Source organism: Nonomuraea sp. MG754425 (assembly GCF_021699195.1).
GTDB lineage: Bacteria > Actinomycetota > Actinomycetes > Streptosporangiales > Streptosporangiaceae > Nonomuraea.
The window spans coordinates 1-26,375 of the sequence record NZ_SSXE01000085.1 but is presented as its reverse complement, the minus strand read 5'-3'; the positions used below and the strand labels follow the sequence as shown (position 1 = coordinate 26,375).

Genomic DNA, 26,375 nt, shown 5'->3' with positions numbered 1-26,375 from the left:
ATATACTCGACACGCGATGGAAGAGCGTAACAACTCGTTGAGCGCGCGGTCGGCGGTGCTGAGCGCGCTGCTCGGCAGCCACCCGCCCCGGCTGCCGGCCCGCCACCTGGTGCGCATCGGCGCGCTGTTCGGCATCGCGGAGGGCACGGTCCGGGTGGCGCTGTCACGCATGGTCGCGGCCGGCGACCTGGCGCAGGCCGACGGCGGGTACACCCTGTCGGAACGGCTCGTCGAACGCCAGGCCAGGCAGGACGAGAGCCGCGACCCGCACACCAGAGCGTGGGACGGCACCTGGGAGGTGGCCGTCGTCACCGCCGAACGGCGCGCCCCCGCCGACCGGGCCGCCCTGCGGCACACGATGACCGCGCTGCGCCTGGCCGAACTGCGCGAGGGCACCTGGCTGCGCCCGGCGAACCTGGTGCGCGCCTGGCCGGAGATCGTCACCGCGCAGTGCACGCTGATCGACGGCCGCCCGCACGACGACCCCACCCCCCTGCTGTGGGACCTCGACGGGTGGGCCGCCGAGGCCCGGCGGCTGGAGGCGGCGCTCGACCGGGCCGACGGGCTGGCCGAGGGCTTCCTCGTCTCGGCCGCCGTGCTGCGCCACCTGCTGGCCGACCCGCTGCTGCCCGCCGGACTGCTGCCGGGCGGCTGGCCCGGCGCCGCGCTACGAGCCCGCTACGACGACTTCGACCGCCGCTACCGGCAGGTGCTCCAGGAACACCTCAGAGGCTGACGCCGAAGACCGTCCGCCGGTTCCTGAACTCGGTGACGCTCCACAACTTGCCGTCCTGCACCGTCAGGTCCTCCGGGCCCACGGGGAACGGCCTGGCCTGCGGCTCCGCGCCGTCGTCGGCGACCAGCAGCCTGCCGTTGGCGGTGGAACCGGCCGACTGGCTCAGGTACCACGTGCCGCCGTACGACATCGCGCCCTGGATCTTGGTCTGCCCCAGGACGAAGGCGTCGGCGGGCTCGCCCCCGCGCAGGTCCAGGTCCCAGCGCCCGACCCAGCCGCCGGGGTCGTCCCCGCGGTACTCGCCGGTGACCAGCCGCGGCCGCTCGCCGCCGCGGTCGATCGACACGAACGAGAAGCGCGGCCCGGCCTGCGCCACCTTCCACAGGTCGGTCTGCGGGAGGAGGTAGCGGTAGCCGAAGGCGTTCAGCTTGCCGCCGTGGCGGCCGATGCGCGTGCCGTCGCCCAGGTCGTGCTGCACGGTGCGCAGGTCGAGCAGGTGGTTCAGGTCGAAGACGCGCAGCCCGAGCACGGTGTCGGCGACGTAGAGCAGGTCGCCGTAGCAGGCGATGCCGCCCGCGTGGATGTCGATCGGCCCGTACGAGCCGTCCGGCTTGGCCATGACCAGCAGCGCGTGCCGGTACTTCAGGGTCTGGGGGCTCAGGAACGACACCCTGACGCCCCGCTCGCCCGCCTCCGGCTTGAAGTACCAGCTCACCATGAACGTGCGCAGGCCGATGTTGCCGGAGTCTTCGCTGCCGGTCAGGCCCTGCGGGTACCAGTCGGTGGTGTCCTGGTCGGCGGCGTCGAAGGCGTACCACTGCTCCGGTCTGGGGTGCATCGCGCCCATCGCCGCCGCCGCGCCCTTGTCCACGCCGGTCCTGTTGGCCTCGGCCAGCACCGCCTCGACCGACGTGCTGCCCACCTCGCTCGCCAGCTTGGCCGCCCCTTCCTCCAGGTCGCCCGTCTCCCGGTTCAGGGAGAACGCCGCCGTGTCGGTCGGAACCAACCCCGTACCCGCCATATCAGCCTCACCTTTTCCGTCTCTTGACCAGTTTGACGGAACGGGCAGGGCCGTTGTTTGCGAATCAGTCCCACAAATGCACGGGTTCTCCGGAGAGTGCCAGCTCGCGGTAGCGCCGCACGAGCCGCCCGCGGTCGCCGCCGAAGCGTGCCAGCGTCTCGCGCTGCCAGGCCGAGCCGGTGCGCCGCAGCCGGGTCCGCCGCTCGATCACCTCCAGCGCCCGGTCCGCGTCGCGCGCCGTCACCCCCGCCGCGAGCAGGCCCTTCCTGGCCTCGGGCAGCAACGACAGCACCAGCTCGGCGGCCTCGTGCTCGCCGTCCAGGCCGGGCCAGGAGAGCTTGGCGTCCAGGCCGTGCATGGCCGCGCGGTAGAAGTTCTGGTAAGCGGTCGCGAACCGGTAGCCGGTCAGGTCCCGCTCGGCCTGCGACAACGTCAGCCCGAGCAGGAAGGCCGTGTTCGCCGCCATGTCCGCGCACGACGGCCCGGCCGGCAGCGCGCGCATCTCGACGCGCAGGTGACCGCCGCCGGCGGGGTCGTAGACGGGGCGGTTCCACTGCCAGATCGTGCCCTGGTGCAGCCGCAGTTCCGGCACCTCGTGCGCGGGCGCCCCCTCGGTGAGGTGCGGCACGAGCGGGTCGTAGTCGCGCACGTACCGTTCGAACAGTTCGCCGGCGCCCTCGCGCACCCAGTCGGAGCCGAAGGTCACCCGCCCGTCCCTGCGTTCGCGCCGCAGCATGTCGCGGTCGTCGGCGGCCTCCTCCATCAGCGGGATCCGCGTCTCCTCCCACAGTTCGCGCCCCAGGAACGACGGCGAGTTGCCGCACGCCGCCAGCACCGGCCCGATGGCGAGCTGGGCGGCGTTGAACAGCCGGGCGAAGCGCTCCGGCGGCGTACGGATGTGCACCTGCCAGGAGGTGTTGGCGCTCTCCAGGATCACGTCCTCGACCGACAGCTCCAGATCGCCGATCTTGACCAGGAACGGCTCCAGCCGCAGCCGCCGCAGCCCCCGGCTGATGGCCCGGAACCGGTTCTGGTCGCTCATCGCGCCCCGCGTGAAGTCCCCGGTGTCGAGGGTGGGCAGGATGCCGATCGGCAGCGCGCCGCCGCCCTCGACGGCGTCGTCCACCTTGGCGACCGTCTCCTGCACCTCGGCGCTCAGCGCCGCGAAGGGACTGCCCGCCAGGGGCAGCGGGGTCAGGTTCACCTCGATGTTGTAGCGGCCCAGCTCCAGCACCACGCGGGGGTCGTCCAGGGCGTCGCGCACCTCGCTGTTGCGCGGCAGCGGACGCCCCTCCTCGTCGATCAGGAACAACTCCAGCTCGGCCCCGATCGTGACCGGGCCCTGACCGAAGCCGGGGGTGTCGAGCAGCTTGCGCAGCACGCCGAGCTGCTCCCGGACGCGTTCCCCGAAGCGGGTGAACTCCGCCTCGGTGAACCGCTCCTTATCCAGATCTCTGCCCATCACCCCCATCTGTCCCCATTGTTGGTCTTGACACCTTCACCAGCGGACCACGCCGGCATCCTCCAGGTAAGCGCCCGTCGGACCGTCCGCGTCCAGCATGGCCAGCCGCACGGCGACGGCCGCGCCCTGAGCGGCCGTGCGGAACCCCTGGTGCTGGTTGAGGTCGGTGGCGCAGTACCCGGGATTGGCGGCGTTCACCTTGATCGGGGTGCCCTCCAGCTCCTTGGCGTAGCAGAGGGTCACCATGTTGAGCGCCGTCTTGGAGGAGTTGTACGTCACGGCGTTGAACTCCCGGAAGGGGCTGTCCGGCTCCAACGCCATGGCCAGCGAGCCCAGCTCGCTCGACATGTTCACGATCCGCCCCGCCGGCGACCTGCGCAGCAGCGGCAGCATGGCGTTGGTCACGGTGACGACGCCGAACACGTTCGTCTCGTAGACCGCACGCAGGTGCGCGGCCGTGGCGGCGCTGGGCGGGAAACCGGCGGGGTCGCCGGTGATGCCGGCGTTGTTGACCAGGATGTCCAGCCGGCCGTACGTGTCGTCGATCCACTTCGCGGCGCCGGACACGCTCTGCTCGTCGGTCACGTCCACCTGCGTGTACGGCTGCCCGAGCCGCTCGGCCGCGGCCCGCCCGCGCTCCTCGTCCCGTGCCCCCACGATCGCGGTGCACCCCTGCTCGGCTAGCAGCCGCGCGATCTCGAAACCGATGCCCTTGTTGGCGCCCGTGATGAGCGCGATCTTCGTCATGGCTCCACGCTGGCCCGGGGGCGGGGTGCTGCGGCAGAGCCCTGGGGAGGCTGGGATCAGCGGTACCACCCACCCCGTCGCCCTCTTGGCAGAGGATGGAGCCATGAACCGCGTCGAACTCGCCGATTTCCTGCGCGCCAGGCGCGCCCGCGTCACCCCCGCCGACGTGGGCCTGCCGGCCGGCGGCACCCGCCGCACTCCCGGCCTGCGCAGGCAGGAGGTCGCGCAGCTCGCGGGCATGTCGATCGACTACTACATCCGCCTGGAGCAGGGCCGCGGCCCGCACCCGTCCAAGCAGGTGGTGAACGCGCTGGCCCGAGCCCTCCTGCTGAACCAGGACGAACGCGCCCACCTGTTCCACCTGACGGGCCAGCCGCTCGACCGGCCCCGCATCAGGGAGGACGTGCCGGACAGCCTGCTGCACCTGATCGCGTTCCTGGAGGACGTGCCCGCGTACGTGCTGGACGCCCGCTACGACATCCGCGCCTGGAACCCCATGGCCGGCGCCCTCATGGGCGGCCTCGACTCCACCTCGCCGGGCGAGCGCAACGTCATCCGCTGGGTCTTCATGTCGCCCGAGATCGCCGAGCACCTCGGCGACGAGGAGAAGAGCCGCTTCGCCCGCGGCTCGGTCGCCGACCTGCGCGCCGCCGCCGGCCGCCACCCCGGCGACCGGCGGATCCAGGCGCTGGTCGCCGAACTGCTCGCGCTCAGCCCGGCCTTCGCCGAACTGTGGTCCAGGCACGAGGTCCAGGTACGCAGGGAGCAGCGCAAGCGCGTCGTCCACCCGGTGGTCGGCGCGATCGACGTGATCTGCCAGGTCATGCAGGTGCCCGACCGCGACGACCTGCGGCTCGTGCTCTACACCGCCGAACCCGGCTCGCCGTCGCACCGGGCCTTGCGCGAGCTGCGGCGACAGACCCTAAGCTCATGAGATGCGAGCGGTTGCCTTTGACGTCTTCGGTGGAGAGCTCGACGTGCGCGAGCTGCCCGACCCGTCCCCCGCGTCCCATGGGGCGGTGATCAGGGTCGAGGCGACCGGGCTGTGCCGGTCCGACTGGCACGGCTGGCAGGGGCACGACCCCGACATCAAGGTCCTGCCCCACGTGCCCGGCCACGAGCTGGCGGGCGTGGTCGAGGCGGTCGGCCCCGACGTGCGCGGCTGGCGGCCGGGCACGCGGGTGACCGTGCCGTTCATCTGCGCCTGCGGCTCCTGCCCCGCCTGCGCCACCGGCGACCAGCAGGTCTGCGAGCGGCAGACCCAGCCGGGCTTCACCCACTGGGGCTCGTTCGCCGAGTACGTCGCCATCGACCACGCCGACGTCAACCTCGTCGCCATGCCCGACGACATGGCCTACGCCACCGCGGCCGGGCTCGGCTGCCGCTTCGCCACCGCCTTCCGCGCCGTGGCCCAGGTCGGCGACGTGCGCCCCGGCGAGTGGGTGGCCGTGCACGGCTGCGGCGGGGTGGGCCTGTCGGCCGTGATGATCGCGACCGCGGCGGGCGCCCGCGTCGTGGCGATCGACATCAGCACCGACGCCCTGCACCTGGCCGAGCAGGCGGGGGCCACGCACTTCGTCAACGGCTCGGCCGGTGACGCGGCGGCCCAGGTGAGGGAGCTGACCAGGGGCGGCGCGCACGTGTCGATCGACGCGCTGGGCAGCCCCGCCACGTGCGCCGCCTCCGTCGAGAGCCTGCGCCGCCGGGGCCGGCACGTCCAGGTCGGGCTGCTGCCCGGCGGGGCCACGCCGGTGCCGATGGGCCGCGTCATCGGCCACGAGCTGCGGCTGCTGGGCAGCCACGGCATGGCCGCGCACGCCTACCCGCCCATGCTGGAGATGATCAGGGCCGGGATCCTGCACCCCGACCAGCTCATCACCCGCACCATCGGGCTCGCCGACGCCGGCAAGGCGCTGGCCTCCATGGGCTCGGTGCCCGGCGTCACGATGATCACTCCCCGGTGCGCGCCCCGGGCGTCGTGAGCGCAGGTAGCCTGCTCGAAGATGGCGTGGCGCCCAAATACCAGTACTTTTCATTGATTGGGTCGGTACGGCAGGATTGAGGGGCCCGCAGACGTTGCAAGCCTGGTCGACCGCAAGGACGCATGGTGATTCGAACGTTGCTCGCTGAGGACATGCACCTGGTACGGGGAGCCCTCGTGGCGCTGCTGGCCTACGAAGAGGACATCGAGGTCGTCGCCGAGGTCGAACGCGGCGACCGCATCCTCTCCGCCGCCAGAGCCTGCCGCCCCCACGTCGCGGTGATCGACATCGGACTGCCCGGCATGGACGGCCTCACGGCCGCCGCCGAACTGCACGAGAAGTTACCCGAGTGCGGAGTGCTCATCCTCACCGGCGTCGGCACCCCCGGCCTCCTCAAGAAGGCGCTCGACGTGCACGTACGCGGCTTCATGGCCAAGGACGCGCCACCCGGCCGGCTCGCGGACGGGATCCGCAGGGTCGCCGAGGGCGAGCGGGTCATCGACTCCGAACTCGCCATCGCCGCCATGCGCCCGATGGAGGCCCCGCTGACACAACGCGAGCTCGACGTGATCGGAGCCGCCGCCGACGGGGCGTCCATCGGGGAGATCGCGGCCTCGCTGTACCTGTCCGAAGGAACGGTCCGCAACTACCTGTCAAAGACCACGGCAAAGCTCGGGGCGCGCAGCAGGATCGACGCCATCCGCATCGCCAGGGAGTCCGGCTGGATCTGAGCCGCCCGCCCGTCCCGCTCAGAGACCCGTGTGCTCGGCCAGGAAGGCCAGCACGTCGGCGGCCAGCCCGACCGAACGGCTGACCGCCCGCGCCCCGTGGCCCACGTCCGGCTCGTAGCGCAGCAGCACCGGCCGGTCGCCGCCGCCCGCCCACTGCAACGCCGCGCACATCTTCCTGGCGTGCAGCGGGTCCACCCGCGTGTCCGCCGCCGACACCGTGAACAGCGTCGCCGGATAGCCGACGCCCTCGCGGACGTGATGGTAGGGCGAGTAACCGAGCAGCCAGCCGAGCTGCTCGGGATCCTCCGGGTCGCCGTACTCACCCGTCCAGGACGGCCCCAGGCCGCTGAGGTGGAACCGGGCCATGTCGAGCAGCCCGGCCGAGCACACCACCGCCGCGAACAGCTCGGGCCGCTGCGTGAGCGCCGCGCCGACCAGCAGCCCGCCGTTCGACTCCCCCCAGACGCCGAGCTGCTCCGGAGTGGTCCAGCCGTCGGCGATCAGCTTCTCCGCGGCGGCCACGAAGTCGTCGAACACGTTCTGCTTGCGCTCCAGCATGCCGTCCCGGTGCCACGCCTGCCCCTCCTCGCCGCCGCCCCGCAGGTTCGCGATGGCCAGCACCCCGCCCGCCTCCACCCAGGCCAGGGAGTCGGCGGCGTAGCCGGGCATGAGGGGGATGCCGAAGCCGCCGTACCCGCTGAGGATCGCCGGACGCGGGCCGCCCTCCGACGGGCCCGCGACCACGACCATGCGCACGAGCGTGCCGTCGGCGGAGGCGTACTCGATGTGATGGCTGCGCACCGACGGCAGCGAGACCCGGCCGGGCGCGGCGGACCACGGCGTGGTGGCGTCCGTACGGGCGTCGTAACGCCAGATCTCGGGCGGGGTGACCGCGTCGGTGTAGGTGAACCACGCCTCCGGGCCGCCCTCGGGACGCGAGGTGAGCGAGGCGATCGTCCCGCTGCCCGGCAGGCGCACCACGCCCAGCCGCTCCCCCGTACGGGCGTGGTGCACGGCGATCTCGCCGACCGCGTGCCGCGTCCTGGACACCAGCAGCCGATCCCCGTCGAGCAGCGTGAACGCGCCCAGCACGGCCTCGCCGTCCTCCGGGATCAGCTCCCGCCAGGCCGTCGGCTCGGCCGGATCGGCCACACAGAGCCGGCGGCGCGGCGCGTCGCGGTCGGTGAGCAGGTACAGGCGGCCGTCGCAGGCCACCGCCCCGACCGTGCGCGCGTGCGAGCCCTCCTGCACCGGACGGGGGGCCGGGTCCCCGGCGGCCAGGTCGGCCAGCCAGAGCGAGGTGCCGGACGCGGTGCCCGCCGACAGCGTCAGCCAGCGGCCGTCCGGGCTGATCTGCACCCCGTACGAGATCGGGCCCCTCGTGAAGACCGGCGTGTCGGGCTCGGCCGAGCCGATCCGGTGCAGGAACACGCCCTGGTGGAAGCGCACGTAGTAGAACGCCTCGCCGCCCGGCAGCCAGGCGACCGCCGAGTAGCGGCAGCCGCCGATGGGCCCGTCGATGACGGCCCCGGTGTCCAGCTCCCGCACGTACAGGCAGGCCTTCTCGTCGCCGCTGCGCGAGATCTGGTACGCCAGCCGGCCTCCCTCCAGGTCGGGCTGCCAGTCGTCCAGCGTGGTCAGCCCCGTGGGGTCGAGCTCCATGGGGTCCAGCACCACGTCGTCGCCCCGGTACAGCACCGGGTGCTCCTGCGAGGTGGACTGCCGCAGGTGGAAGCGCCGGTCGCCGCGCCACACCGGCGGGGTGACCAGGCCGGTCTCCCCCAGCTCGGTCAGGCGGGCCAGGAATCGCTCGCGCCGGGGCAGCCGGGCGGCGCCGTCGAGCCACAGCCGGTCCTGGGCCGTCAGCCAGGCACGCGTGCGCGGGTCGAGGGGGTCCTCCAGCCAGCGGTACGGGTCGTCGATCTCGTGACCGTGACGGCGGTCGACGAGGGGAAGGCGTTCGGCGGGCGGATAACTGTCTTGAACATTCATGACACGGGCTCCGGGTGCCAGTGGCCGGCCAGGTCGGCGTACAAGGGTGAGATCGCGACCAGCTCCTCGTGGGTGCCGACCGTGATCCGGGCCCCGTCCATGAGCAGGACGCGGCGGGCGCGCAGGGCCGAGGTGAGGCGGTGGGCGATCACGACGAGCGTGCCGCCGCGCCGGGCGAAGGCGGCCTCCGCGACGGCCTCGGCGGCGGGGTCGAGGTGGCAGGTGGCCTCGTCGAGGATGACGAGGGAGGCGGGGGCCAGGTAGGCGCGTACCAGGGCGATGAGCTGGCGCTGCCCGGCCGACAACGCGGCCGGCTCGACCTGGGCGTCGTAGCCGCCCAGGTCGTCCACCAGCGGGCCGGCCCCGACCGCGGCGACGGCTTCTGTGAGATGCGGCTCCGGGGCGGCGTCCTTTACATAGTAGAGGAGGTTCTCGGACAGGGTGCCGCGGAAGACGTACGCCTCCTGGGGGATCAGCACCCGCGCGCCGGGGTCGAGCCGGTCGGCCGGGACCCCGCCGACCAGCACCTCCCCCGCGCCGGGCCGCAGCAGGCCGCTGACCAGGGACGCCAGCGTGGACTTGCCCGCGCCGCTGGGCCCCACCACCGCCAGGTGGTCGCCTTCGGGGATCGTGAGGTCCAGGCCCGCCACCACCGGCGCGGAGCGCGGGCCGTAGGCGAAGGTGACGCCGTCGAGCCGGACCTCGTGGGCGGACGGGCGGATCCGCGCCACGGGCGGGCCCGCGGGCGGGGCCATGGCGAGGATGCGGCCGAGCGAGACCGCGAGCCGCACACCGCTGACGCCGAGCCCGTGGACGAGCCCGCCGAGCGCGGGCGCCAGCGACTGCGTGACGTAGGCGAGCGTGCCGACCACCACCCCGGCCCCGACCCCGCGCTCCAGCAGCCACGGCGTCCCGGCCAGGACGAGGACGACCGGCAGCCAGCCGCCCGCGGCCAGGGCGGCGGTGCGGACGGCGGTCACCCGGGCCAGCGCCCGGCCGGCCTCGGCCTGCGCGCGCACCCGCAGGCCGAGCCGCCCCTCCACCCGCTCCCGCAGGCCGCCCGCCGCGATGTCGCGCAGCCCGCCCGCCAGGTCCGTCATGGCCTCGGCCAGGCTCTCATCGGCGACGAGGTACCCGCGCTGCCGCCGGGCCAGCGCGGGCAGCGAGGCCAGGAACAGCCCGAGCCCGCCCAGGAACGGCGGCAGCACCAGCACCAGCGTCTCCGGCGCCAGCGTCAGCAGCCCCAGCACGACGCTGACCACCGTGAACACGAACCCCCGCACGGTGGTGACGACGGCGGCGAAGGCGTCCCTGGCCAGCTCGACCTGGAGCCCGGCCCGGGCCACGGCGGCGCTGTCGCGTCCGGTGCCGGACCGCAGGGCGCCGTCCACCACCCGGGTCAGCAGGTCGTCCCGGAACGGCTCCGCCAGCGCCGCGACGGCCAGCACCACCTGGCGCGCGGCCACGGCCGCGGCCGGCCAGGCCAGCCCGAGCAGCGCCAGCCAGGCCAGGCCGACCAGCGGTGCGTCCCGGGCGAACCCGTCCTCGATGGCCCGCGCGACGGCGTGCCCGATGAGGAACGCGGGCGCGGCCTCCACCACCGACCAGAGCCCGAGGACGACCAACCGGCGCGGCTCGCGCCGCAACGCACGGGCGATCGGATTCATCGGGCGGCCCTCCGGGTGTCTGCGGTCATGACGCGGCTCCCCGCGTGGATGCGGTCACGTGGCGGCCCGCCGCTTGGGCGCGGCCATGGCGCGGCACCCGCGCGGACACGATCACGGCGCGGTCACAGCGCGGTCCCCGCGTGGGCGCGGTCATGTGGCGGTTCCCTGGAAGACCGCCCGGTAGGCCGGGTCGCGCCACAAGACGTGGTGCGGCCCGTGGGCGCGTACCGCGCCGCCGTCGAGCCAGACGACCTGGTCGGCGCGGGCGGCGGTGGCCAGCCGGTGGACGGCGATCAGGCGGGTGCGGCCGAGCCGGTCGGTGGTGAGCGCCCGGCCGACCTGGCGCTCCGTCACGGTGTCGAGGCTGGAGGTGGCGTCGTCGAGCACCAGCAGCCGCTCCCCCTGCGCGAACGCCCTGGCCAGGCCGATCCGCTGCCGTTCGCCGCCGGACATGGGAGCCTGGCCGAGCGGGGTGGCGTAGCCGAGCGGCAGCCGCCGGACGAACTCCTCCGCGCAGGCGGCCCCCGCCGCCTGCGCCACTCGCGGGCTCAGACCACCGGCGCCGTCGATGGCGTCGCCGACCGTCTCGCCGACCAGGACCGGGCGTTCGAAGGCGTACCCGACGGCCCGTCTCAGCTCCGCCTCCGCCAGTTCCGCCAGCGGGACGCCGTCGAGCAGCACGGTGCCGCGCTCCGGCTCGGCCAGCCGTCCGGCCAGCGCCGCCAGCAGCGACTTGCCCGAGCCCGAACGTCCCACCACGGCGGTGACGGATCCGCCGGGCAGCGTGAGGTCGCCGACGGTCAGGCCGTTCGCGGCGACGTCGCGGAACTCGAGCGTCCCCGGGCCGGGGGGAAGGGTGCGGGCGCCGTACCGGACGGAGGGCAGGTCGAGGACCTCCGACACCCGTTCGGCGGCGGCCCGCGCCCTGGCCAGGCCGCCGATGTGGCCGAGCGCCGTGCTGAGCGAGGCGCCGAGCACGGCGTACCGGGCGGCGGCGTACAGCTCGCCCACGGTGAGGTCGCCGGCGGCCAGCAGGAAACCGCCCACGGCGAGCACCGCCACCTCCAGCAACGGCACCACCAGCCCCGACCGGACCGCGGCGGAGGCGTTGGCCCGCCACAGCGCCATCCCGTGCGCGCGCAGGCCGGGCAGCGGCGCGAGCACGCGGCCCGACTCCCGGGCGGCGGTGCCGGCGGCGGCGATCGTGCGGGCGCCGGCCAGGGCCTCGACCAGGCGGGCGGCGATCTCGCCCTGCACCTCCTGGTACCCGCCGGCCAGCGTGGTCGACGTGCGCAGGAAGGCCCGCAGGACCAGCAGGATGACGACGATGCCCGCCCCGAGCGTCAGCGTCAGGACGGGGGCGATGAGGGTCAGCGCGACCAGCGCGCCGGCCGTGGGCACGAGCAGGGCGAGCGCGCTGGTCACCGTCTCCGGCGCCCGGCCGACCTCCTCGGTGTTCAACCCGGCCCGGGTGACCAGCTCGCCCTCCGGGAACCGGCGGGTGAGCCCGGGGCCGGCGCCGAGCACGTGCCGCAGCACGCCCGAGCGCAGGGTCGCGGCGGCGTGGGCCGCGCCGGCCCCGCGCGCCCACACGCCGAGGCTCTCGCAGATCATGACGGCGGCGACCGCTCCGGCGCACAGCGCCAGCCAGCGGGCGCCGTCCGGCCGGCCCGCCACGAGGGCGTCCACGGTGCGGCCGATCAGGTAGGGGACGGCCAGTTCTGCGACCGCCCCGGCCACCGCCGTGCCGGCCAGCGCCGCGGGCCAGGGGCCGCCGCGCCGTACCACGCCGATCACCAGCCGGTCCGCTGCCCGCACGGGACGTCCCCCTTCCGAGGTCGAGGCCGAGATGAGTGTCCCCGCGCCGTGTCGTACGGCGCGGGGACGTCTTTCGCATATCAGTGGCAGAGAGCGACACTGAGGTTGCTGGGCTTGCCGGAGTGGCAAGAGAGAACGGTCAGCGTGCTGCCGCCGCTGGCCACGTCACTGGCCGCGGGAGCCTCAAGACCCTGCAGGTCGAGAAGAACCATGTCGTACACCTCCTTCCGTGGTCTCGTCGGGGGCAGGCCGCCCGGGAGCGGCCTCCAGGAACGGCAGTCGGCGGGGACTTTCGCCCATCACCGCATTGAGGGCGAAGAGCACGCCGGCCGTTCCGGTCGAGAAATCCATGGACAGGCGCAGGAGCTGGTTGCCGGGGAAGGCCAGGCCACCGGCGTACGGCAGCGCGTGCCAGCGCAGCCCCTTCACCAGTTCCGGCACGTTCCCCGCGCCGGCCGCGATGATCCCGGCGCGTCCGGTGAACAGCCCCGCCTGTACGAAGAAGCCCGCGCGCCCGGCGAGCCGCAGCTCCTCCAGCGCCGTCGCGAACGCCTCGTCGTGCCGGTGGCGCAGGTAGCGCTCCAGCACGAGGGCGATCCCGGCGGACCCCTCGTCGAGGTACGGCAGCAGCCGCCACCCCTGGTTGACCTGGAGCGAGCCGTCCTCGGAGTGGCGGCAGCGGCGCAGGTCCTGCCGGAGCGCCGTGGCCGCCAGGTCGAGCAGCGCCGGATCGCCCGTGTGCTCGTGGGCGCGCAGGAACAGCAGCGCGGGCCCGGACGAGCCGTGCAGCAGCCCGGCGCGTGGTCCGGCGCCGCCGCTGATCTCGGAGACGGGGCCGTCGAGCCGCCCGGCGCAGATGTCCACCGCGCGCAGGGCGAGGTCGGTGTGCCCGAAGTGCAGCAGGTTCAGCCCGATGCCGGACAGCCCGGAGCCGAGCGCCGACTCCAGCCGGTCCCACTTCTCCCGCAGGCAGATCTCGACGAGGTCGTGCGCGTCCTGTTCGTGGCCGAGCAGGCCGAGCACGTACGCGATGCCGTGCAGCCCGTCGTACAGGCCGAGCCCCGAGCCCTGGACGGGGCGGCGGGCACGCTCGCGCAGCCAGCGCTCGTACTCGGGGTAGGGCCCCAGCCCGGCGCAGTGCAGCGCGAACAGCACGCCGGCCGCGCCGTGGGCGAGATTGAGGCCGCCGCCGGGCTGGAACTGGCCCACGTCCCCGGGGAAGAGCCGGTCGTCCCGCGCGGGCGTGGCGCTGGCCACGATGGCCTTGGCCATGGCGTCCCGCAGCTCGGGCCAGCTCGCCGCGCCCGGAAGGGGTAGGGCGGGGCCGGTGTCGCGCTCGCCGCCCGCCACGGTCGCGACGGCCTCGTCGATCAGGTCGCCGGGCACGGGGAACGTCTCCTTGACGATCTCCCCGAGGTGCACCGCCTTCGGCCGGTGCAGCGGCAGCATGATCGTGCACTGCGGCGCGAACAGGCCGAGGCGCAGGCAGGCGAGCGCGTACCGGTCCACCTCGACGCCCTGCCGGTCGGCGGGGGCGGCGTAGGCGGGGTGGGCGAGCGCGGCGCGCGCCCGCTCCTCGGCGAGCGTGGCCACCTCGAAGTCGATCAGCGCCACCCGGCCGTCGTCGGTCAGCAGGATGTTGTCGGGGTGCAGGTCGCCGAAGACGACGCCGCGCTCGTGCAGCGAGCCGACCGCGCGGGCCACCTCCTCCAGCGTCTCGACCGCCCAGGCGGTGTACTCGGCCAGGTCCCGCTCGGTGCAGGTGGCGCGGGTCAGCGGGTAGCGGTGCACCAGCCGCCGTTGCAGCGGTGTGCCGTCCACGAACTCCTCGACGAGGAAGTGGTGCTCGCCGAGCGTGAAGTAGCCGCGCAGTCCGGGCGCGGCGGGCAGGCCCGACAGCCGTTCGAGGACGTCGCGCTCGTGCTCGATCCTGGCGACGGCGTCGCGGCCGGCCGCGTCGAGCCCGGCGTGCGGCCTGGCCTCCTTGAGCACCACCCGCTCGCCGGTCCGCCGGTCGCGGCCGAGGTAGACGCCGCCGCCGTTGGAGAAGTGCAGGACGCTCTCGATGTCGTACGGCAGCCCGGTCGTCGTCACGGAGTTGCGCGCGGCGAGTTGCGGCTCCAGGAACGCGGGCAGCGTCGTCCACGGCGGCACCGAGAACGTGGCGCCCCGCACGTCGGGCACGAGCCGGCCGTCGCCGTCCTCGACGGCCAGCACCCGCTCGCCGGCCGGGGACAGGCAGTGGCGCTCGGCGAAGCCGCCGTACCTGACGAACAGCGGGCCCTCGTTGTAGCGCAGGTCGCTGAGGATGTACGGGCCCCGCACGTCCCGCAGCAGCTCGTCGAGGTCCTTCAGGACGACGTCGAGCTGCGCCTCGTCGCGGGGGTAGACGGTGACGAGCTTGCCGCTGGAGGCGCGGGAGGCGGCCTTGGAGTTCACCATGACGAGCACGGGCATGCCGCGCAGGAACTTGAACGCGATGCCGCGCGTCACGCAGTAGTCCCAGACGGCCTCGACGGCCTTCTCGGCGTCCGGGACGCGGGCCGACACGTGGATCTTCCAGCCCTGCGGGGGCAGCGGCGAACCGTCGTCCGGGGCGTAATAGGACCAGGTGTCGGTGAGGGCGGAGGACCAGCCGGCCGGCAGCGGCCGACGCAGAATGGGAAAGTCGGCGTCCGCGGCCGTGCTGTTCTCGAGTGTGTCGTAGAAACACGGATCCACAAGGCAGTACAGCTCGTACTTGTCCATCTGGCGGGGACCTCCAGGGGGTGTGCCCAGAATCCTGCCGCCCGCCGGACCGCCCCGGCTAGTCACATTTCACAACACCAATACATGCCGTTGTGAATGCCATTTGTTAAATCCTCATCAATGCATTGGGAGGCGATTATTTCTTTCGTGGCACGTACACGCTGAAGGTGAACTGGCCGGTTCTCGACGAGGTGGCCTCCAGCCAGCCGCCGAGGCCGGACAGGCGCTCGGCGAGGTTCATCAGGCCCTGGCCGGCGTCGCCGGGGCGGCGCGGGCGCACGCCGTCGTTCCTGATCGTCAGGCGGACGAGCTGGTCGCGTTCCAGCAGGTGCACCGAGCACTGGCGGGCCTCGGCGTGACGCAGCACGTTCGTGACGCCCTCGCGCAGGGCGTGCGTGAGCACCTCCTCCACCTCCTCGGGCAGGTCGCGGCAGGACATCCTGATCTGGCAGCGCACCCGCGCCGACTCCAGCAGCGAGCGAGCCGAGCCCAGCTCGCCCGCCAGCGAGGAGCTGCGCAGGCCGTGCGCCACCGCCCGGACGTCGGCCGCCAGGTTGCGCAGCAGCTCCAGCGTCTCGTTCACCTCCTCCCGCGCCTTGCCGTCCCGTTCGGCCACCAGCCGGTCCAGGAGCTGCACCTTCAGCACCAGCACCGTCAGCCGGTGGCCGACCAGGTCGTGCAGGTCGCGGGTGAAACGGCGGCGCTCCAGGGCGACGGCCTTGCGCATGGTCTCGGTACGCGCCTCCCCCAGCGCGGCGGCCCGCCCGGCCAGCGAGATCAGCGCGTACTCGGCCAGGCCGACCAGCGGGGCGCCCATCGCCCACAGCGGATCGATCATCGACGGGTCGGGGGCCGCCAGCACCACGGGCCCGCACGCCAGGCCCACCAGCGCCAGCACCACCGAGCGGATGCGCCCCGCCGTCACCAGCAGCGAGCCCGCCAGCAGCCCGCACACCGGCGTCCAGGCCGCGCCGAACACCGTCAGCGGCAGGTACGTCAGCCACGCCTGCACGGCCACGATCCACCACGAGCCCGCCCTGCGGACCGGGGTCTCGGTGACGAACCTGACGTGCAGCCCGACCAGCGTGAGCAGCGCCGCCGACCCCGCCACGGCCGCGTCCGAGCGGGTCAGCCCGCCCACGACCGGCAGCGTCAGCGCGATGATGCCCGCCGCCAGGCCCAGACCTCCCATCCAGAGCGGGGACGACAGTGCTTCGAGTCTGGCGCGCGCCCGTGAAACGAGTCCACGGAGTGTGTCGTCCACCTCACCCCCGGTATACGTACGTGTCGTCGGCTCCGCCGCGTCGCCTGGCGCCCACCGTTTTGCAACGTTCCTCTAATCGACCCGATCGGCCGCCGCCGTGTAAAGGTCGTTTCCGCTTTTGGACAGGACCTGCTCCGGTTCCGCCCGTCCGGTTCGCCGTCGCGACAAGGTTCTATCGTGTGCGTCATGGACTACACACGACTTGGTAACTCGGGCCTGAAGGTCTCGCGACTGTGCCTCGGCATGATGAGCTACGGCGACCCCGCACGGCAAGAGTGGGCGCTCGCGCAGGACGCGGCCGAGCCCCTCGTCCGCCGGGCCGCAGACGCGGGCGTGACGTTCTTCGACACCGCCGACGTCTACAGCTCCGGCGCCAGCGAGGTCGTGACGGGGAACGTGCTGCGCGCGATCTTCCCCAGGCGCGAGGACTACGTGCTGGCCACGAAGGTGTACTTCCCGATGGGCAGGGGCCGCAACGACCGCGGCCTGTCGCGCAAGCACATCCTGGACGCCGTCGACGCCTCCCTCGCCCGGCTCGGCACCGACTACGTGGACCTCTACCAGATCCACCGCTGGGACGACACGACGCCCATCGAGGAGACCATGGAGGCGCTGCACGACGTGGTGCGGGCCGGCAAGGCGCGCTACATCGGGGCGTCCAGCATGTGGGCCTGGCAGTTCGCCAAGGCGCAGCACGCGGCCGAGGTCAACGGCTGGACGAAGTTCGTCTCGATGCAGAACCACTACAACCTCCTGTTCAGGGAGGAGGAGCGCGAGATGCTGCCGCTCTGCGCGGACCAGGGCGTGGGCGTGATCCCCTGGAGCCCGCTGGCGCGGGGCGTGCTGGCCAGGGCCGGTTCGGCCGCCGCCACCGCCAGGACGGGCTCCGACGAGCGCATCGACCACCTGTACGACCCGGAGAACGACAAGCTCATCGTCGACCGGGTGGCGCGGGTGGCCGCCGACCGCGCCCTGCCCGCGGCGCAGATCGCGCTGGCCTGGGTGCTGCGGCGGGCCGGGGTCACCGCGCCGATCGTGGGGGCCACGAAGGAGCGGCACGTGGACGACGCGGTCGCCGCCCTGTCGGTGTCGCTGTCGGACGAGGAGGCGGCTTTCCTGGAGGAGCCGTACCGGCCGCGCGAGGTGCGCTTCTGACGTGTGCCCCGGTCGTGGCACGCTCCCGGCGACGTTCGGCGGGGACGCGGCCACGACCGCCCGTCCGGCTCATCGGGGCTGGAGCCGCTCCTGCCGGCGGGCCGCGCCGGCCAGGTTGACCGGCATCCGCCCGAAGATCAGGCCGTGGAAGGGCGAGATCACCCACCAGTACAGGTGCCCGAGCAACCCGTGCGGATGGAAGATCGCCCGCTGGGTGTAGATCGTCCGCCCGCCGGTGCGCGTGACGCCGAGCTCCAGCCAGGCCAGGCCGGGCAGCCGCATCTCGGCCCGCAACCGCAGCAGCCGGCCAGGGAGCACCTCTTCGACCCGCCAGAAGTCGATCGAGTCGCCCACGCGCAGCCGGACCGGATCGCGCCGGCCGCGCCGCAGCCCCACCCCGCCGACGAGCCGGTCGGCCAGCCCCCGCAGTTTCCAGGCGACCGGCAGCGAGTACCAGCCGTTGGCGCCGCCGATGCCCTCGATGACCTGCCACAGCGCCTCCGGGCTCGCGGACACCGCCAGGCTGCGGTCGTCCACGAAGAGGCTGCCGCCCGCCCAGGCGGGATCGGTGGGCAGGGGGTCGCTCGGCGCTCCCGGCGTGGACGCCGAGGACCATCGGGTGGCGACGTCGGCGTCCTTGATCTTCACGAGCGCGAGGGACACCGCCCGGCGGAACCCGATCAGCCCGCCCTCGGGGTCGGGCACGTAGCGCGCGACGTCGTGCTCGCCGCACACGGCCTCGTTGCGCAGCGACTCCACCAGCGGACGCGCGACGCTCGCCGGGACGGGCGTGACCAGCCCCACCCACAGGCTCGACAGCCGGGGGGTGAGCAGCGCCACCGGGATGATCACCCGGGGCGGCAGCCCGGCCACGGCCGCGTAGCCGTGCATCATGTCGGCGTACGTCAGGACGTCCGGCCCGCCGATGTCGAAGCCGCGGTTGACCGTCTGCGGCACCTCCGCCCACGCGACCAGGTAACGCAGCACGTCCCGCACCGCGATCGGCTGGGTGCGGCTGCGCACCCAGCGCGGCGTCGTCATCACCGGCAGCCGCTCGGTCAGATGGCGCAACATCTCGAACGAGGCGGACCCCGACCCGATGATCACCGCGGCCCGCAGCACCACCGCGGGCACGGCCCCGCGCAGGAAGATCTCCCCGACCTCGGCCCGCGACCGCAGGTGCGGCGAGAGTTTCTCGTCCGCGGCCGGGCCGCCCAGGTAGACGATGCGCCGCACGCCCGCCGCGGCGGCGGCCGCCGCGGCGGCGGCCGCCGCGAACGTGCGCGCCGCGAGGCGATCCCGCTCGGCGAAGCGGCCGCTCGTGCCCATCGTGTGGATCAGGTAGTAGGCGACCTCCACCCCGTCCAGCGCGCGGCGCGTCCGCTCGGGGTCGGTGGCGTCCGCCTCGACGACCTCCGTGCGCGCCGCCCACGGCAGGTCGCGCAGCCTCCCGGCCGAGCGCACCATGCAGCGGACGTCGTGACCGGCGGCGAGCAGTTCGGGCGCGAGCCGCCCCCCGATGTATCCCGTCGCTCCTGTGACCAGGCACAATGCCATGTCCACGGACCTTCCCCGGCCCGAGCGGGTCATGCCCGCGCACCGCCGCCGGGGTGTGCCGCGAGCGCGATCACCAGGGACGCGGGATTGTCGGTCCCGGCCCCTAAGGTATGGGTCATGCGGGCAAACGAGGAAGCGGCGGCGGCGCTGCAGGAATACGCGGAGCTGTTCGCGCTGAGCGGCGGCGACGCCTTCCGGGTGCGGAGCTACCAGAAGGCGGCCAAGGCGATCGCCGGCTTCCCCGAGGACATCTCGGTCGCCGACGTCCGCTCGGTGCCCGGTGTGGGCGAGGCGATCGCCAAGAAGATGGAGGAGTTCCTGCAGCGGGGCAGCTTCCGGCAGCTCGACGATCTGCGGGGGCGCGTCCCCGACGGCGTGCGGCGGCTGACCCGGGTGCCCTCGCTCGGCCCCAAGACGGCGATCATGCTGTTCGAGGACTACGGCATCGACTCCACCACGGCGCTGGGCGAGGCCATCACCTCCGGCCGCCTCGACGGCGTCAAGGGCCTCGGCCCGAAGACCCTGGCCAACCTGCTCAAGGGCATCGAGCAGCTTGAGCAGGCGGGCCGCCGGGTGCACATCGGCGTCGCGATGTCGCTGGCCGAGCAGGTGATGGGCTCGCTCAAGGCCGAGCGCCTGGCCTACGCGGGGTCGCTGCGCCGGATGAAGGACACGATCGGCGACATCGACATCCTCGCGGTGGCGCCGGAGTCCGTCATGGCCGACTTCCGCGCCCAGCCCTACGTCGCCGAGGTCATCGCCTCCGGCGAGAAGAAGACCTCGATCCGCACCACGTCCGGCCTGCAGGTGGACCTGCGCGTGGTGCCGGCCGGGTCGTGGGGCGCGGCCATGCAGTACTTCACGGGCTCGAAGGAGCACAACGTCGCCATCAGGGAGATGGCGGTGAAGAAGGGCTGGAAGCTGTCGGAGTACGGCCTGTTCGAGGGCGAGCGGGTGATCGCCGCCGAGTCCGAGGAGGACATCTACCACGCGCTCGGCATGCAGTTCGTCCCGCCGCCGCTGCGTGAGGACGGCGGGGAGGTCAAGGCGGCGCTCGCCGGCGAGTTGCCCGTCCTCGTCGAACTGGCCGACCTCAAGGGCGACCTGCACACCCACACCGACCTGACCGACGGCATCGCCTCCCTGGAGGACATGGTCGCGGCCGCCGCCGCGCGCGGCTACGCCTACTACGCGGTCACCGATCACGCGCCCGACCTGGCGATGCAGCGCATGACCCTGGACAAGGCGCTGGAGCAGCGCGGCCGGGTGGCCGAGGTGCAGGCGAGCTACCCCGGCATGCGCATCCTGCACGGCACCGAGCTGAACATCGCCCCCGACGGCTCGGTCGACTGGCCGGAGGAGGTGCTGCGCGGGTTCGACGTGTGCGTGGCCTCGGTGCACTCGCACTTCGGCCTGCCGCGCGAGGAGATGACCCGCCGGTTCATCACCGCGTGCGAGAACCCGTACGTCGACATCATCGGCCACCCCACCACCCGCAAGATCGGCAAGCGTGAGCCGGTCGACGCCGACTGGGACGCCGTCTTCCGCGCCGCCGCCCGCACCGGCACCGCCATGGAGATCGACTCCTTCCCCGACCGTTCCGACCTGCCGTCCGACCTGGTGCGGCTGGCCCGGCACCACGGGGTGAAGTTCTCGATCGACAGCGACTCGCACGCGATCCCCCATCTGGCCAACCAGCGGTTCGGCGTCGGGATCGCGCAGCGGGCCTGGCTGACCACCGACGACGTCATCAACACCTGGCCGCTGGAGCGGCTGCTGGCCTTCCTCGGCCGCTGAGCGGCGGCGGCCCGCCCGCCGCCGCGCCCCCGCCCGGAACACTGCAGGTCGGGGGCCGGTTGCGGGGAGCGCGCCGCCGGGTATGGCCCTACCAGCGCTAACGGGAACGTTCCTTCGTCGCCGGCCCGGTTTTCGGCGACGAAGGGGTGCACGACGACGGCGTGAGGAGATTAAATGGTTTCCAGGTAGGAAATAGTCACAACGAGGTGATGCTCCATGAGGCAGGCCGCGGCGGCGATCCTGAAACCGCTGCCCGACCACCTGTTCCGGGTGCATGGCAACAGCGCCGAGATGCGCTGGGAGTCCATGTCGGGTCTCGGTTACCACACCCCGAACGACCGGTTCTTCGTCCGCAACCACACCTTCACCCCGCTCATCGACGCCACCACCTGGCGGCTGGCGGTGCACGGCCCCGGGGTGCGGCGTCCGCGCGAGTTCGGCTACGAGGAGTTGCGCGCGATGCCGTCGCGCACGTACGACGCGGCGATCGAGTGCGCGGGCAACGGGCGGCGCTTCTACCGCACGCAGCAGCACGACGGGGCCCCGGGCACCCAGTGGGGGCTGGGCGCGATCGGCGTGGCGCGCTGGCGCGGGGTGCCGCTCAGGCACCTGCTCAACGAGGCCGGGCTGCTGCCGGAGGCGGTGGACGTGCTGCCCATCGGGCTCGACGCGCCGTTCGAGGATCACGGTCACGTGCGCAGGCCGCTGCCCGTCGCGAAGGCCATGGACGACGTGCTCGTGGCCTATGAGATGAACGGCGTCCCGCTGCCGCCCGACCATGGATTTCCGGCGCGGCTGGTGGTGCCGGGGTGGGTCGGAATAGCGTCCATCAAATGGCTCGGCGACATCGAGGTCTCCACCAAGCCGCTCTTCACCCCGTGGAACACGATCTTTTACCCCGGCCTCACCACGAATCCGGTGCGAAGCGCGTTCGAACTCGCCTGGAATGCCCGCCTGTCGCTCTCGGGGCCGCGCGTCCTGCGCGGGCGGTCCTGGTCGGGCGGGGGCCGGATCGTCCGGGTGGAGGTCAGCTTCGACGGCGGGCTGAACTGGCGCGCGGCCGAGCACCACGGACAGCACCTGGCCAGGGCCTGGCTGCCGTGGCACGTCGAGTGGGCGCCCCGGCGCACCGGCACCCGCCTGCTCATGGCGCGCGCCACCGACGAGACCGGAGCCACCCAGCCCCTCACCACGCCACGGCATCCGTACGGCTACCACTTCGACGCCGTGGTGCAACATCCCATTCATATCGTCAATGGATAGGAGATTGTCACTGATCCGGCTGAGCAGGAGATTTGCATTCCCCTTGGACGAAGCACTGCAATTCATCTGAAAGACTCGCGCAGAAACCTCCAGGAAATCCCCCCATGTGACTCTGGCCACATCTAGGGAAAGGAGAGCCAATGCGCCAGTTGACCGCACTCGACGCCCAGTTCCTCAATGTCGAAACGACCACGACCGCCGCTCACGTGGCCGGGCTGGCGATCCTCGACCCGGCGGACGGCGCGGTCACCAAAGACGCGCTGGCCCGGCTGCTCCTCGACCGCGTGCACCTCTCCCCCGCGCTCAGCCTGCGCCTGGCCGAGGTGCCGCTCGGGCTCGACCTCCCGTACTGGACCGAGGATCCCGGCTTCGACCTCGGCAACCACCTGTTCGAGCTGACGCTGCCCGCGCCGGGCGAGCGCCGGCAGCTCGCCGAGGCCGTCGCCGACCTGCACGCCCGCCACCTCGACCGGGCGCATCCGCTGTGGGAGATGCACCTGATCACCGGGCTGGCGGACGGCACGGTGGCCGTCTACACCAAGGTGCACCACGCCGCGATCGACGGCGTCTCGGGCGCGGAGACCCTCGCCGCCCTGCTCGACCTCACACCGGACGGGCACCTGACCCGGAACACGCCGCACCCCGCGGGCCAGGACCCGGCGCCCCCGGAGGGCCGGAGCGCCGATCCCGACCTGGTCGGGATGCTGGCCGGGGCGGCGCTGCGCACGGCCACCCATCCCGCCCGCGCCGCCCGGTCCGTGCTCAGGGCGGCAGAAGACCTGGACGCGATCCCGGTCGTGGGCGGCCTGCCCGGCGCGAAGCTGGTCGCGAAGGCGGCCCGGCTGGTGGCGGGCGAGCGGCACCGCCGTCCCGAGCTGCCGCCCCTGACCGCGCCCCGCACCCCGCTGAACGGGCCGATCAGCGCCGAGCGGCGCCTGTCGTTCGGCTCGCTCTCGCTCAAGGACGTCAAGAACGTCGCCAAGGCGCACGGCCTGAGCGTGAACGACGTCGTCATGACCCTGTGCACGTCGGCGCTGCGCTCGTGGCTGCGCGAGCGGGCCGCGTTGCCCGAGTCGCCGCTGGTCGTGGCGGTTCCGGTGGCGGTGCGCCGGGCGCGGGCCAAGGAAATGGCCGGCAACCAGATCTCGGCCATGGTCGCGCCCATGCCCACGCACCTGTCCGACCCGCAGGAGCGGCTGCGCGCGGTGGGCCGGGCGATGGCCGTGGCCAAGCGGCGCTTCGCGCTGGCCCCGGCGACGTGGCTGAGCGAACTGTGCTCGATCCTGCCCGCGCCGGTCACGAGCCTGGCGACGCCGGCGATCTTCCGGCTGGCGGGGATGGCCTGCCCGCCGATCAACCTGATCATCAGCAACGTCCCCGGCCCGCAGTTCCCGCTGTACCTGTGCGGCGGCCGGATCCTGTCGTACTACCCGCTGTCGGTGCTGACCGACCTGAGCGGCGGGCTGAACATCACCTGCTTCTCCTACGACGGCATGCTCGACTTCGGCGTCGTCGCCTGCCCCGAGCGGATGGACGACGTGTGGGGCCTGCTGGGCCACCTGCGCGCGGCGCTCGACGAACTGCTAGACGAGCGCGTGGGCGATGAGTTCCGCGACGGCGTCGGGGTCGATCTGGTGGCCGGTGAGCTGGCAGAGGTTCTCCTGGTAGATGAGCACGGCGGCGAACGTGGCCGCGGCCACCTCCAGCCTGGCCGCGTCGCCGCGGGTGCCGGGCAGGGCCAGTTCGAGGGCGAATCTGGAGCGCCTGATCAGCTCGCCGTTGAGGCGTCCGAGTCGCTCCTTGACCGAACCGTGCGTGTCGGCCTCGCGGAACAGGATGCGCCGCATCGCCGGTGAGGCGCGTAGCGGCAGGCCGCGTGCCAGCCGGGCCAGCGTGCCCGCCGGGTCGCCCGGCACGGCGTCGACCTGGTCGTCCTCCTCCACCTGGGTGCGCTCGTTCACCAGGGCGACCAGCACGTCGATCTTGCGCGGGAAGTAGTGGAAGATCAGGCCCTTGGGGACCTGCGCGAGCCCGGCGATGACCGAGGTCGGGGTGGCGTCGTAACCTCCGCCCGCGAAGAGCTCCTCGGCCGCGTCCAGGATGCGCGTGCGCGCGTCACCGATCACCACAGCTCCGCACCTTAGCCCCACCTGCCGCTCTGTCGCCATGACGCGAGGGCGACACCCTCGCTGCCGGGCCGTCGCCGGCACCCACGATCGAAACTTGCGGGTAGCATATGAGACATTAATGTCTCAGACGATACGTGGATGTATACATGGCGACGACGCGCGACCAGATCATGAAGGCGGCGATCCACCACCTCAACGAGGACCCGACCGCGTCCATGACGCAGCTCGCCGAGGCCGTGGGGATCAGCAGGGCCACCCTGCACCGCCACTTCAGCAGCCGCGAGGACCTGATGCTGGCCCTCGCCCACCGCGCCCACGACCAGTGGGAACGCGTCCAGATGAGCAGCGGCATCGTGGCGGCGACCGGCTCCACCGACCCGGAAACGGTGCGCACGGCCATGGACGCGCTGCTGGCGGGCCTGACCGAGGTGACCGACGAGTACGGGTTCGGCCTGACGGACGAGGCCATGGCGGCCCACCCGGAGGTGCGGCGGCGCATCGAGGAACTGGAGGAGCGCGAGGTCGCGTTCTACGCCACCGCGCAGCGCGCCGGCCTGCTCAACGCCGAGCTGCCCGCCCGGTGGATCAGCAACGTCGTGTTCGGGCTGCTCATCGCCGTGCGGGAGAGCCTGCGCAACGGCGACGTCGCCCGCCGTGAGGTGCCCAGGCTCCTGACGGGCACCTTCCGGTACGGGACCGCGCCCGCCCCCGCCCATCGGCCCGTCCGGCAGAAGGAGGAAGGATGACGACGGCCATCACACCGCCCGTCTCGTCGCGGAGGCGCTGGGCGGGCCTGGCGGTGCTGTCGGCCAGCGTGCTGCTCGTGGTCATGGACATGACCGTGCTGAACGTGGCCCTGCCCGCCATCTCCGAGGACCTGCGGCCGGAGTCGATGGAGCTGCTGTGGATGGTGGACGCGTACGCGCTGGTCCTGTCCGGGCTGCTGGTCACCGTGAGCGCCCTGGGCGACCGGTGGGGCCGCAAGCGCATGCTGATGACCGGGTTCGCGGTGTTCGGGCTGGCCTCGACGGCCATCCTGGCGGCCGACAGCCCGCTGGAGGTGATCGCCGTCCGGGCGCTGCTCGGCGTCGGAGGCGCGATGATCATGCCGTCCACGCTGTCCATGATCCGCAACCTGTTCACCGACCCCGCCGAGCGCGCCAAGGCGCTGGGCGTGTGGGCGGCGATGGCCGCGGTCGGGGCCGCACTGGGGCCGGTCGTGGCCGGGCTGCTGCTGGAGCACTTCAGTTGGCACTCCGCGTTCCTGGTGAACGTGCCGGTCATGGCCGCCGCGATCGCCGCCGGGCTGTTCCTGCTGCCCGAGTCCAGGAACCCGGCGCCGGGCCGCTGGGACGCGCTCAGCACGCTGCTGTCGATGGCCGGCATGGTGGCGCTGGTCTACGGGATCAAGAACTTCGGCAAGTACGGCCTCACCTCCCCCGGCGCCCTCGTGGCGACGGCCGTGGCGGTGGTGGCGCTGGGCTGGTTCGCGGCGCGCTGCCTGCGCAGGCCCGATCCGCTGCTGGAGCTGCGGCTGTTCCGCAGCCCGCCGTTCTCGGCCGGGGTGCTGACGGCGCTGGTCACGTCGATCGCGATGGCGGCGGTGTTGCTGCTGCTCGCGCAGTGGATGCAGCTCGTCCAGGGGTACAGCCCGCTGGAGACGGGCCTGCGGCTGCTGCCGGCCGCGCTGGCCGCCGTCGTCGTCTCGCCGCTGGCGCCGTCGCTGGCCGCGCGGGTCGGCGCCCGTACGGTGCTGGCCGGCGGGCTGCTGCTGACCGGGGTGGCGTTCCTGCTGCTGTACGCGGCTCCGGGACCGCTGGCGTACGGGCCGGTCGCGATCGCGCTGGTGCTGATCGGCCTCGGGAACGGCTCGCTCGCGATCGCCTCGGCCGCGATCATGTCGGGCTCGCCCGCGGCGAAGTCGGGCAGCGCCGCCGCCATCGAGGAGACCAGTTACGAGCTGGGCGGGGCGCTGGGGGTGGCCGTGCTGGGCAGCGTCGCCGCCGCCGCGTACCGGAACGAGGTGGCGTACGCGGGGCCTGGGTCGGACGTTGCGCGGGAGTCACTGGGCGGGGCGCTCGACGTCGCCCGCGAACTGGGCACCGCCGGCGGACGGCTGGCCGAGCAGGCGACGGCGGCGTTCACCGAGTCGCTGGTCCTGACCAGCGGGGTGGCGGCGCTGCTGATGCTGGCGGGCACGCTGGCGGTGTGGCTGCTCACCCCACGCGGCCTCGACGTCTCCAGCACCGACCACCACTGAGACCCTGCCCGAACGGGCAGGGTCTCAGTGGTGGTCGGTGCTGGAG

At 73.1% G+C, this 26,375-nt stretch carries 20 protein-coding genes and 1 pseudogene; 10 read left to right on the top strand and 11 right to left on the bottom strand.

The window, feature by feature from the left end; genetic code table 11:
* The first annotated feature begins 16 nt into the window (after positions 1-16).
* Positions 17-736, top strand: coding sequence for a PaaX family transcriptional regulator C-terminal domain-containing protein (locus FAF44_RS27450; RefSeq protein ID WP_237106156.1), 720 nt, complete (start codon positions 17-19; stop codon positions 734-736).
* Here the strand turns inward: FAF44_RS27450 and FAF44_RS27445 are convergent.
* From FAF44_RS27445 to FAF44_RS27435, 3 genes are all read right to left on the bottom strand, one after another.
* Positions 726-1,757, bottom strand: coding sequence for a hypothetical protein (locus FAF44_RS27445; protein ID WP_237106155.1), 1,032 nt, complete (start codon positions 1,755-1,757; stop codon positions 726-728). The two genes, FAF44_RS27450 and FAF44_RS27445, sit on opposite strands and share 11 nt — an antisense overlap.
* A gap of 64 nt (positions 1,758-1,821) precedes the next feature.
* A complete protein-coding gene (locus FAF44_RS27440) occupies positions 1,822-3,219 on the bottom strand; it encodes a glutamate--cysteine ligase (RefSeq protein WP_237106154.1) in 1,398 nt (465 codons plus the stop codon).
* A gap of 36 nt (positions 3,220-3,255) precedes the next feature.
* Positions 3,256-3,966, bottom strand: a complete 711-nt coding sequence (locus FAF44_RS27435) for an SDR family oxidoreductase (protein ID WP_237106153.1) — start codon at positions 3,964-3,966, stop codon at positions 3,256-3,258.
* 103 nt (positions 3,967-4,069) lie between these two features.
* Between FAF44_RS27435 and FAF44_RS27430 the strand changes: the two genes are divergently transcribed.
* The 3 genes from FAF44_RS27430 (at position 4,070) to FAF44_RS27420 (ending at position 6,679) form a co-directional block, all read left to right on the top strand.
* Positions 4,070-4,900, top strand: coding sequence for a helix-turn-helix transcriptional regulator (locus FAF44_RS27430; protein WP_237106152.1), 831 nt, complete (start codon positions 4,070-4,072; stop codon positions 4,898-4,900).
* A 1-nt stretch (position 4,901) separates the two neighbouring features.
* Positions 4,902-5,948, top strand: coding sequence for a zinc-dependent alcohol dehydrogenase family protein (locus tag FAF44_RS27425; protein WP_237106151.1), 1,047 nt, complete (start codon positions 4,902-4,904; stop codon positions 5,946-5,948).
* A 122-nt stretch (positions 5,949-6,070) separates the two neighbouring features.
* Complete coding sequence (locus FAF44_RS27420) at positions 6,071-6,679, top strand: DNA-binding response regulator (protein ID WP_272895094.1); 609 nt, start codon at positions 6,071-6,073, stop codon at positions 6,677-6,679.
* 18 nt (positions 6,680-6,697) lie between these two features.
* Here the strand turns inward: FAF44_RS27420 and FAF44_RS27415 are convergent, their stop codons facing one another.
* From FAF44_RS27415 to FAF44_RS27390, 6 genes are all read right to left on the bottom strand, one after another.
* On the bottom strand, positions 6,698-8,671 hold the full coding sequence (locus tag FAF44_RS27415) for a prolyl oligopeptidase family protein (protein ID WP_237106150.1): 1,974 nt from the start codon (positions 8,669-8,671) through the stop codon (positions 6,698-6,700).
* Positions 8,668-10,338, bottom strand: a complete 1,671-nt coding sequence (locus tag FAF44_RS27410) for an ABC transporter ATP-binding protein (RefSeq protein ID WP_237106149.1) — start codon at positions 10,336-10,338, stop codon at positions 8,668-8,670. The genes FAF44_RS27415 and FAF44_RS27410 overlap by 4 nt, the downstream gene beginning before the upstream one ends.
* A 150-nt stretch (positions 10,339-10,488) precedes the next feature.
* The gene (locus tag FAF44_RS27405) at positions 10,489-12,156 is read right to left on the bottom strand and encodes an ABC transporter ATP-binding protein (RefSeq protein ID WP_237106148.1); all 1,668 of its coding nucleotides are present in this window, start codon (positions 12,154-12,156) and stop codon (positions 10,489-10,491) included.
* Positions 12,157-12,236: 80 nt separating this feature from the next.
* A complete protein-coding gene (locus FAF44_RS27400) occupies positions 12,237-12,368 on the bottom strand; it encodes a SapB/AmfS family lanthipeptide (protein ID WP_103955008.1) in 132 nt (43 codons plus the stop codon).
* Positions 12,340-14,904 carry a class III lanthionine synthetase LanKC gene (gene lanKC / locus FAF44_RS27395; RefSeq protein WP_237106147.1) on the bottom strand — a complete coding sequence of 855 codons (2,565 nt, stop codon included), beginning with the start codon at positions 14,902-14,904 and terminating at the stop codon, positions 12,340-12,342. The genes FAF44_RS27400 and lanKC overlap by 29 nt, the downstream gene beginning before the upstream one ends.
* A gap of 136 nt (positions 14,905-15,040) precedes the next feature.
* Positions 15,041-16,096: a sensor histidine kinase gene (locus FAF44_RS27390; protein WP_237106146.1), complete on the bottom strand. Its 1,056-nt coding sequence runs from the start codon at positions 16,094-16,096 to the stop codon at positions 15,041-15,043.
* A gap of 258 nt (positions 16,097-16,354) precedes the next feature.
* On the opposite strand from FAF44_RS27390, the gene FAF44_RS27385 reads away from it, so the two are divergent.
* The gene (locus FAF44_RS27385) at positions 16,355-17,323 is read left to right on the top strand and encodes an aldo/keto reductase (protein ID WP_237106145.1); all 969 of its coding nucleotides are present in this window, start codon (positions 16,355-16,357) and stop codon (positions 17,321-17,323) included.
* A 69-nt stretch (positions 17,324-17,392) separates the two neighbouring features.
* Here FAF44_RS27385 and FAF44_RS27380 read toward each other — a convergent pair whose 3' ends face one another.
* Positions 17,393-18,880 (bottom strand): SDR family oxidoreductase, encoded by a 1,488-nt coding sequence (locus FAF44_RS27380; protein ID WP_237106144.1) that lies wholly within the window; start codon positions 18,878-18,880, stop codon positions 17,393-17,395.
* A gap of 117 nt (positions 18,881-18,997) precedes the next feature.
* On the opposite strand from FAF44_RS27380, the gene polX reads away from it, so the two are divergent.
* The 3 genes and pseudogenes from polX to FAF44_RS27365 all read left to right on the top strand — a co-directional run.
* Entirely contained in the window at positions 18,998-20,677 is a 1,680-nt protein-coding gene (gene polX / locus FAF44_RS27375; RefSeq protein ID WP_237106143.1) for a DNA polymerase/3'-5' exonuclease PolX, read from the top strand.
* Positions 20,678-20,893: 216 nt separating this feature from the next.
* Complete coding sequence (locus tag FAF44_RS27370; RefSeq protein ID WP_237106142.1) at positions 20,894-21,940, top strand: sulfite oxidase; 1,047 nt, start codon at positions 20,894-20,896, stop codon at positions 21,938-21,940.
* Positions 21,941-22,080: 140 nt separating this feature from the next.
* Positions 22,081-23,511 (top strand): annotated as a pseudogene (locus FAF44_RS27365) (wax ester/triacylglycerol synthase family O-acyltransferase); the annotation flags it as partial.
* A 12-nt stretch (positions 23,512-23,523) separates the two neighbouring features.
* Here FAF44_RS27365 and FAF44_RS27360 read toward each other — a convergent pair.
* Positions 23,524-24,069: a TetR/AcrR family transcriptional regulator gene (locus FAF44_RS27360; RefSeq protein ID WP_237106141.1), complete on the bottom strand. Its 546-nt coding sequence runs from the start codon at positions 24,067-24,069 to the stop codon at positions 23,524-23,526.
* 146 nt (positions 24,070-24,215) lie between these two features.
* Between FAF44_RS27360 and FAF44_RS27355 the strand changes: the two genes are divergently transcribed.
* Together FAF44_RS27355 and FAF44_RS27350 are read left to right on the top strand one after the other, a co-directional pair.
* Positions 24,216-24,815 (top strand): TetR/AcrR family transcriptional regulator, encoded by a 600-nt coding sequence (locus FAF44_RS27355; protein ID WP_237106140.1) that lies wholly within the window; start codon positions 24,216-24,218, stop codon positions 24,813-24,815.
* Positions 24,812-26,329, top strand: a complete 1,518-nt coding sequence (locus tag FAF44_RS27350; RefSeq protein WP_237106139.1) for an MFS transporter — start codon at positions 24,812-24,814, stop codon at positions 26,327-26,329. Before FAF44_RS27355 ends, FAF44_RS27350 begins: the two co-directional genes overlap by 4 nt.
* Positions 26,330-26,375: the final 46 nt, after the last annotated feature.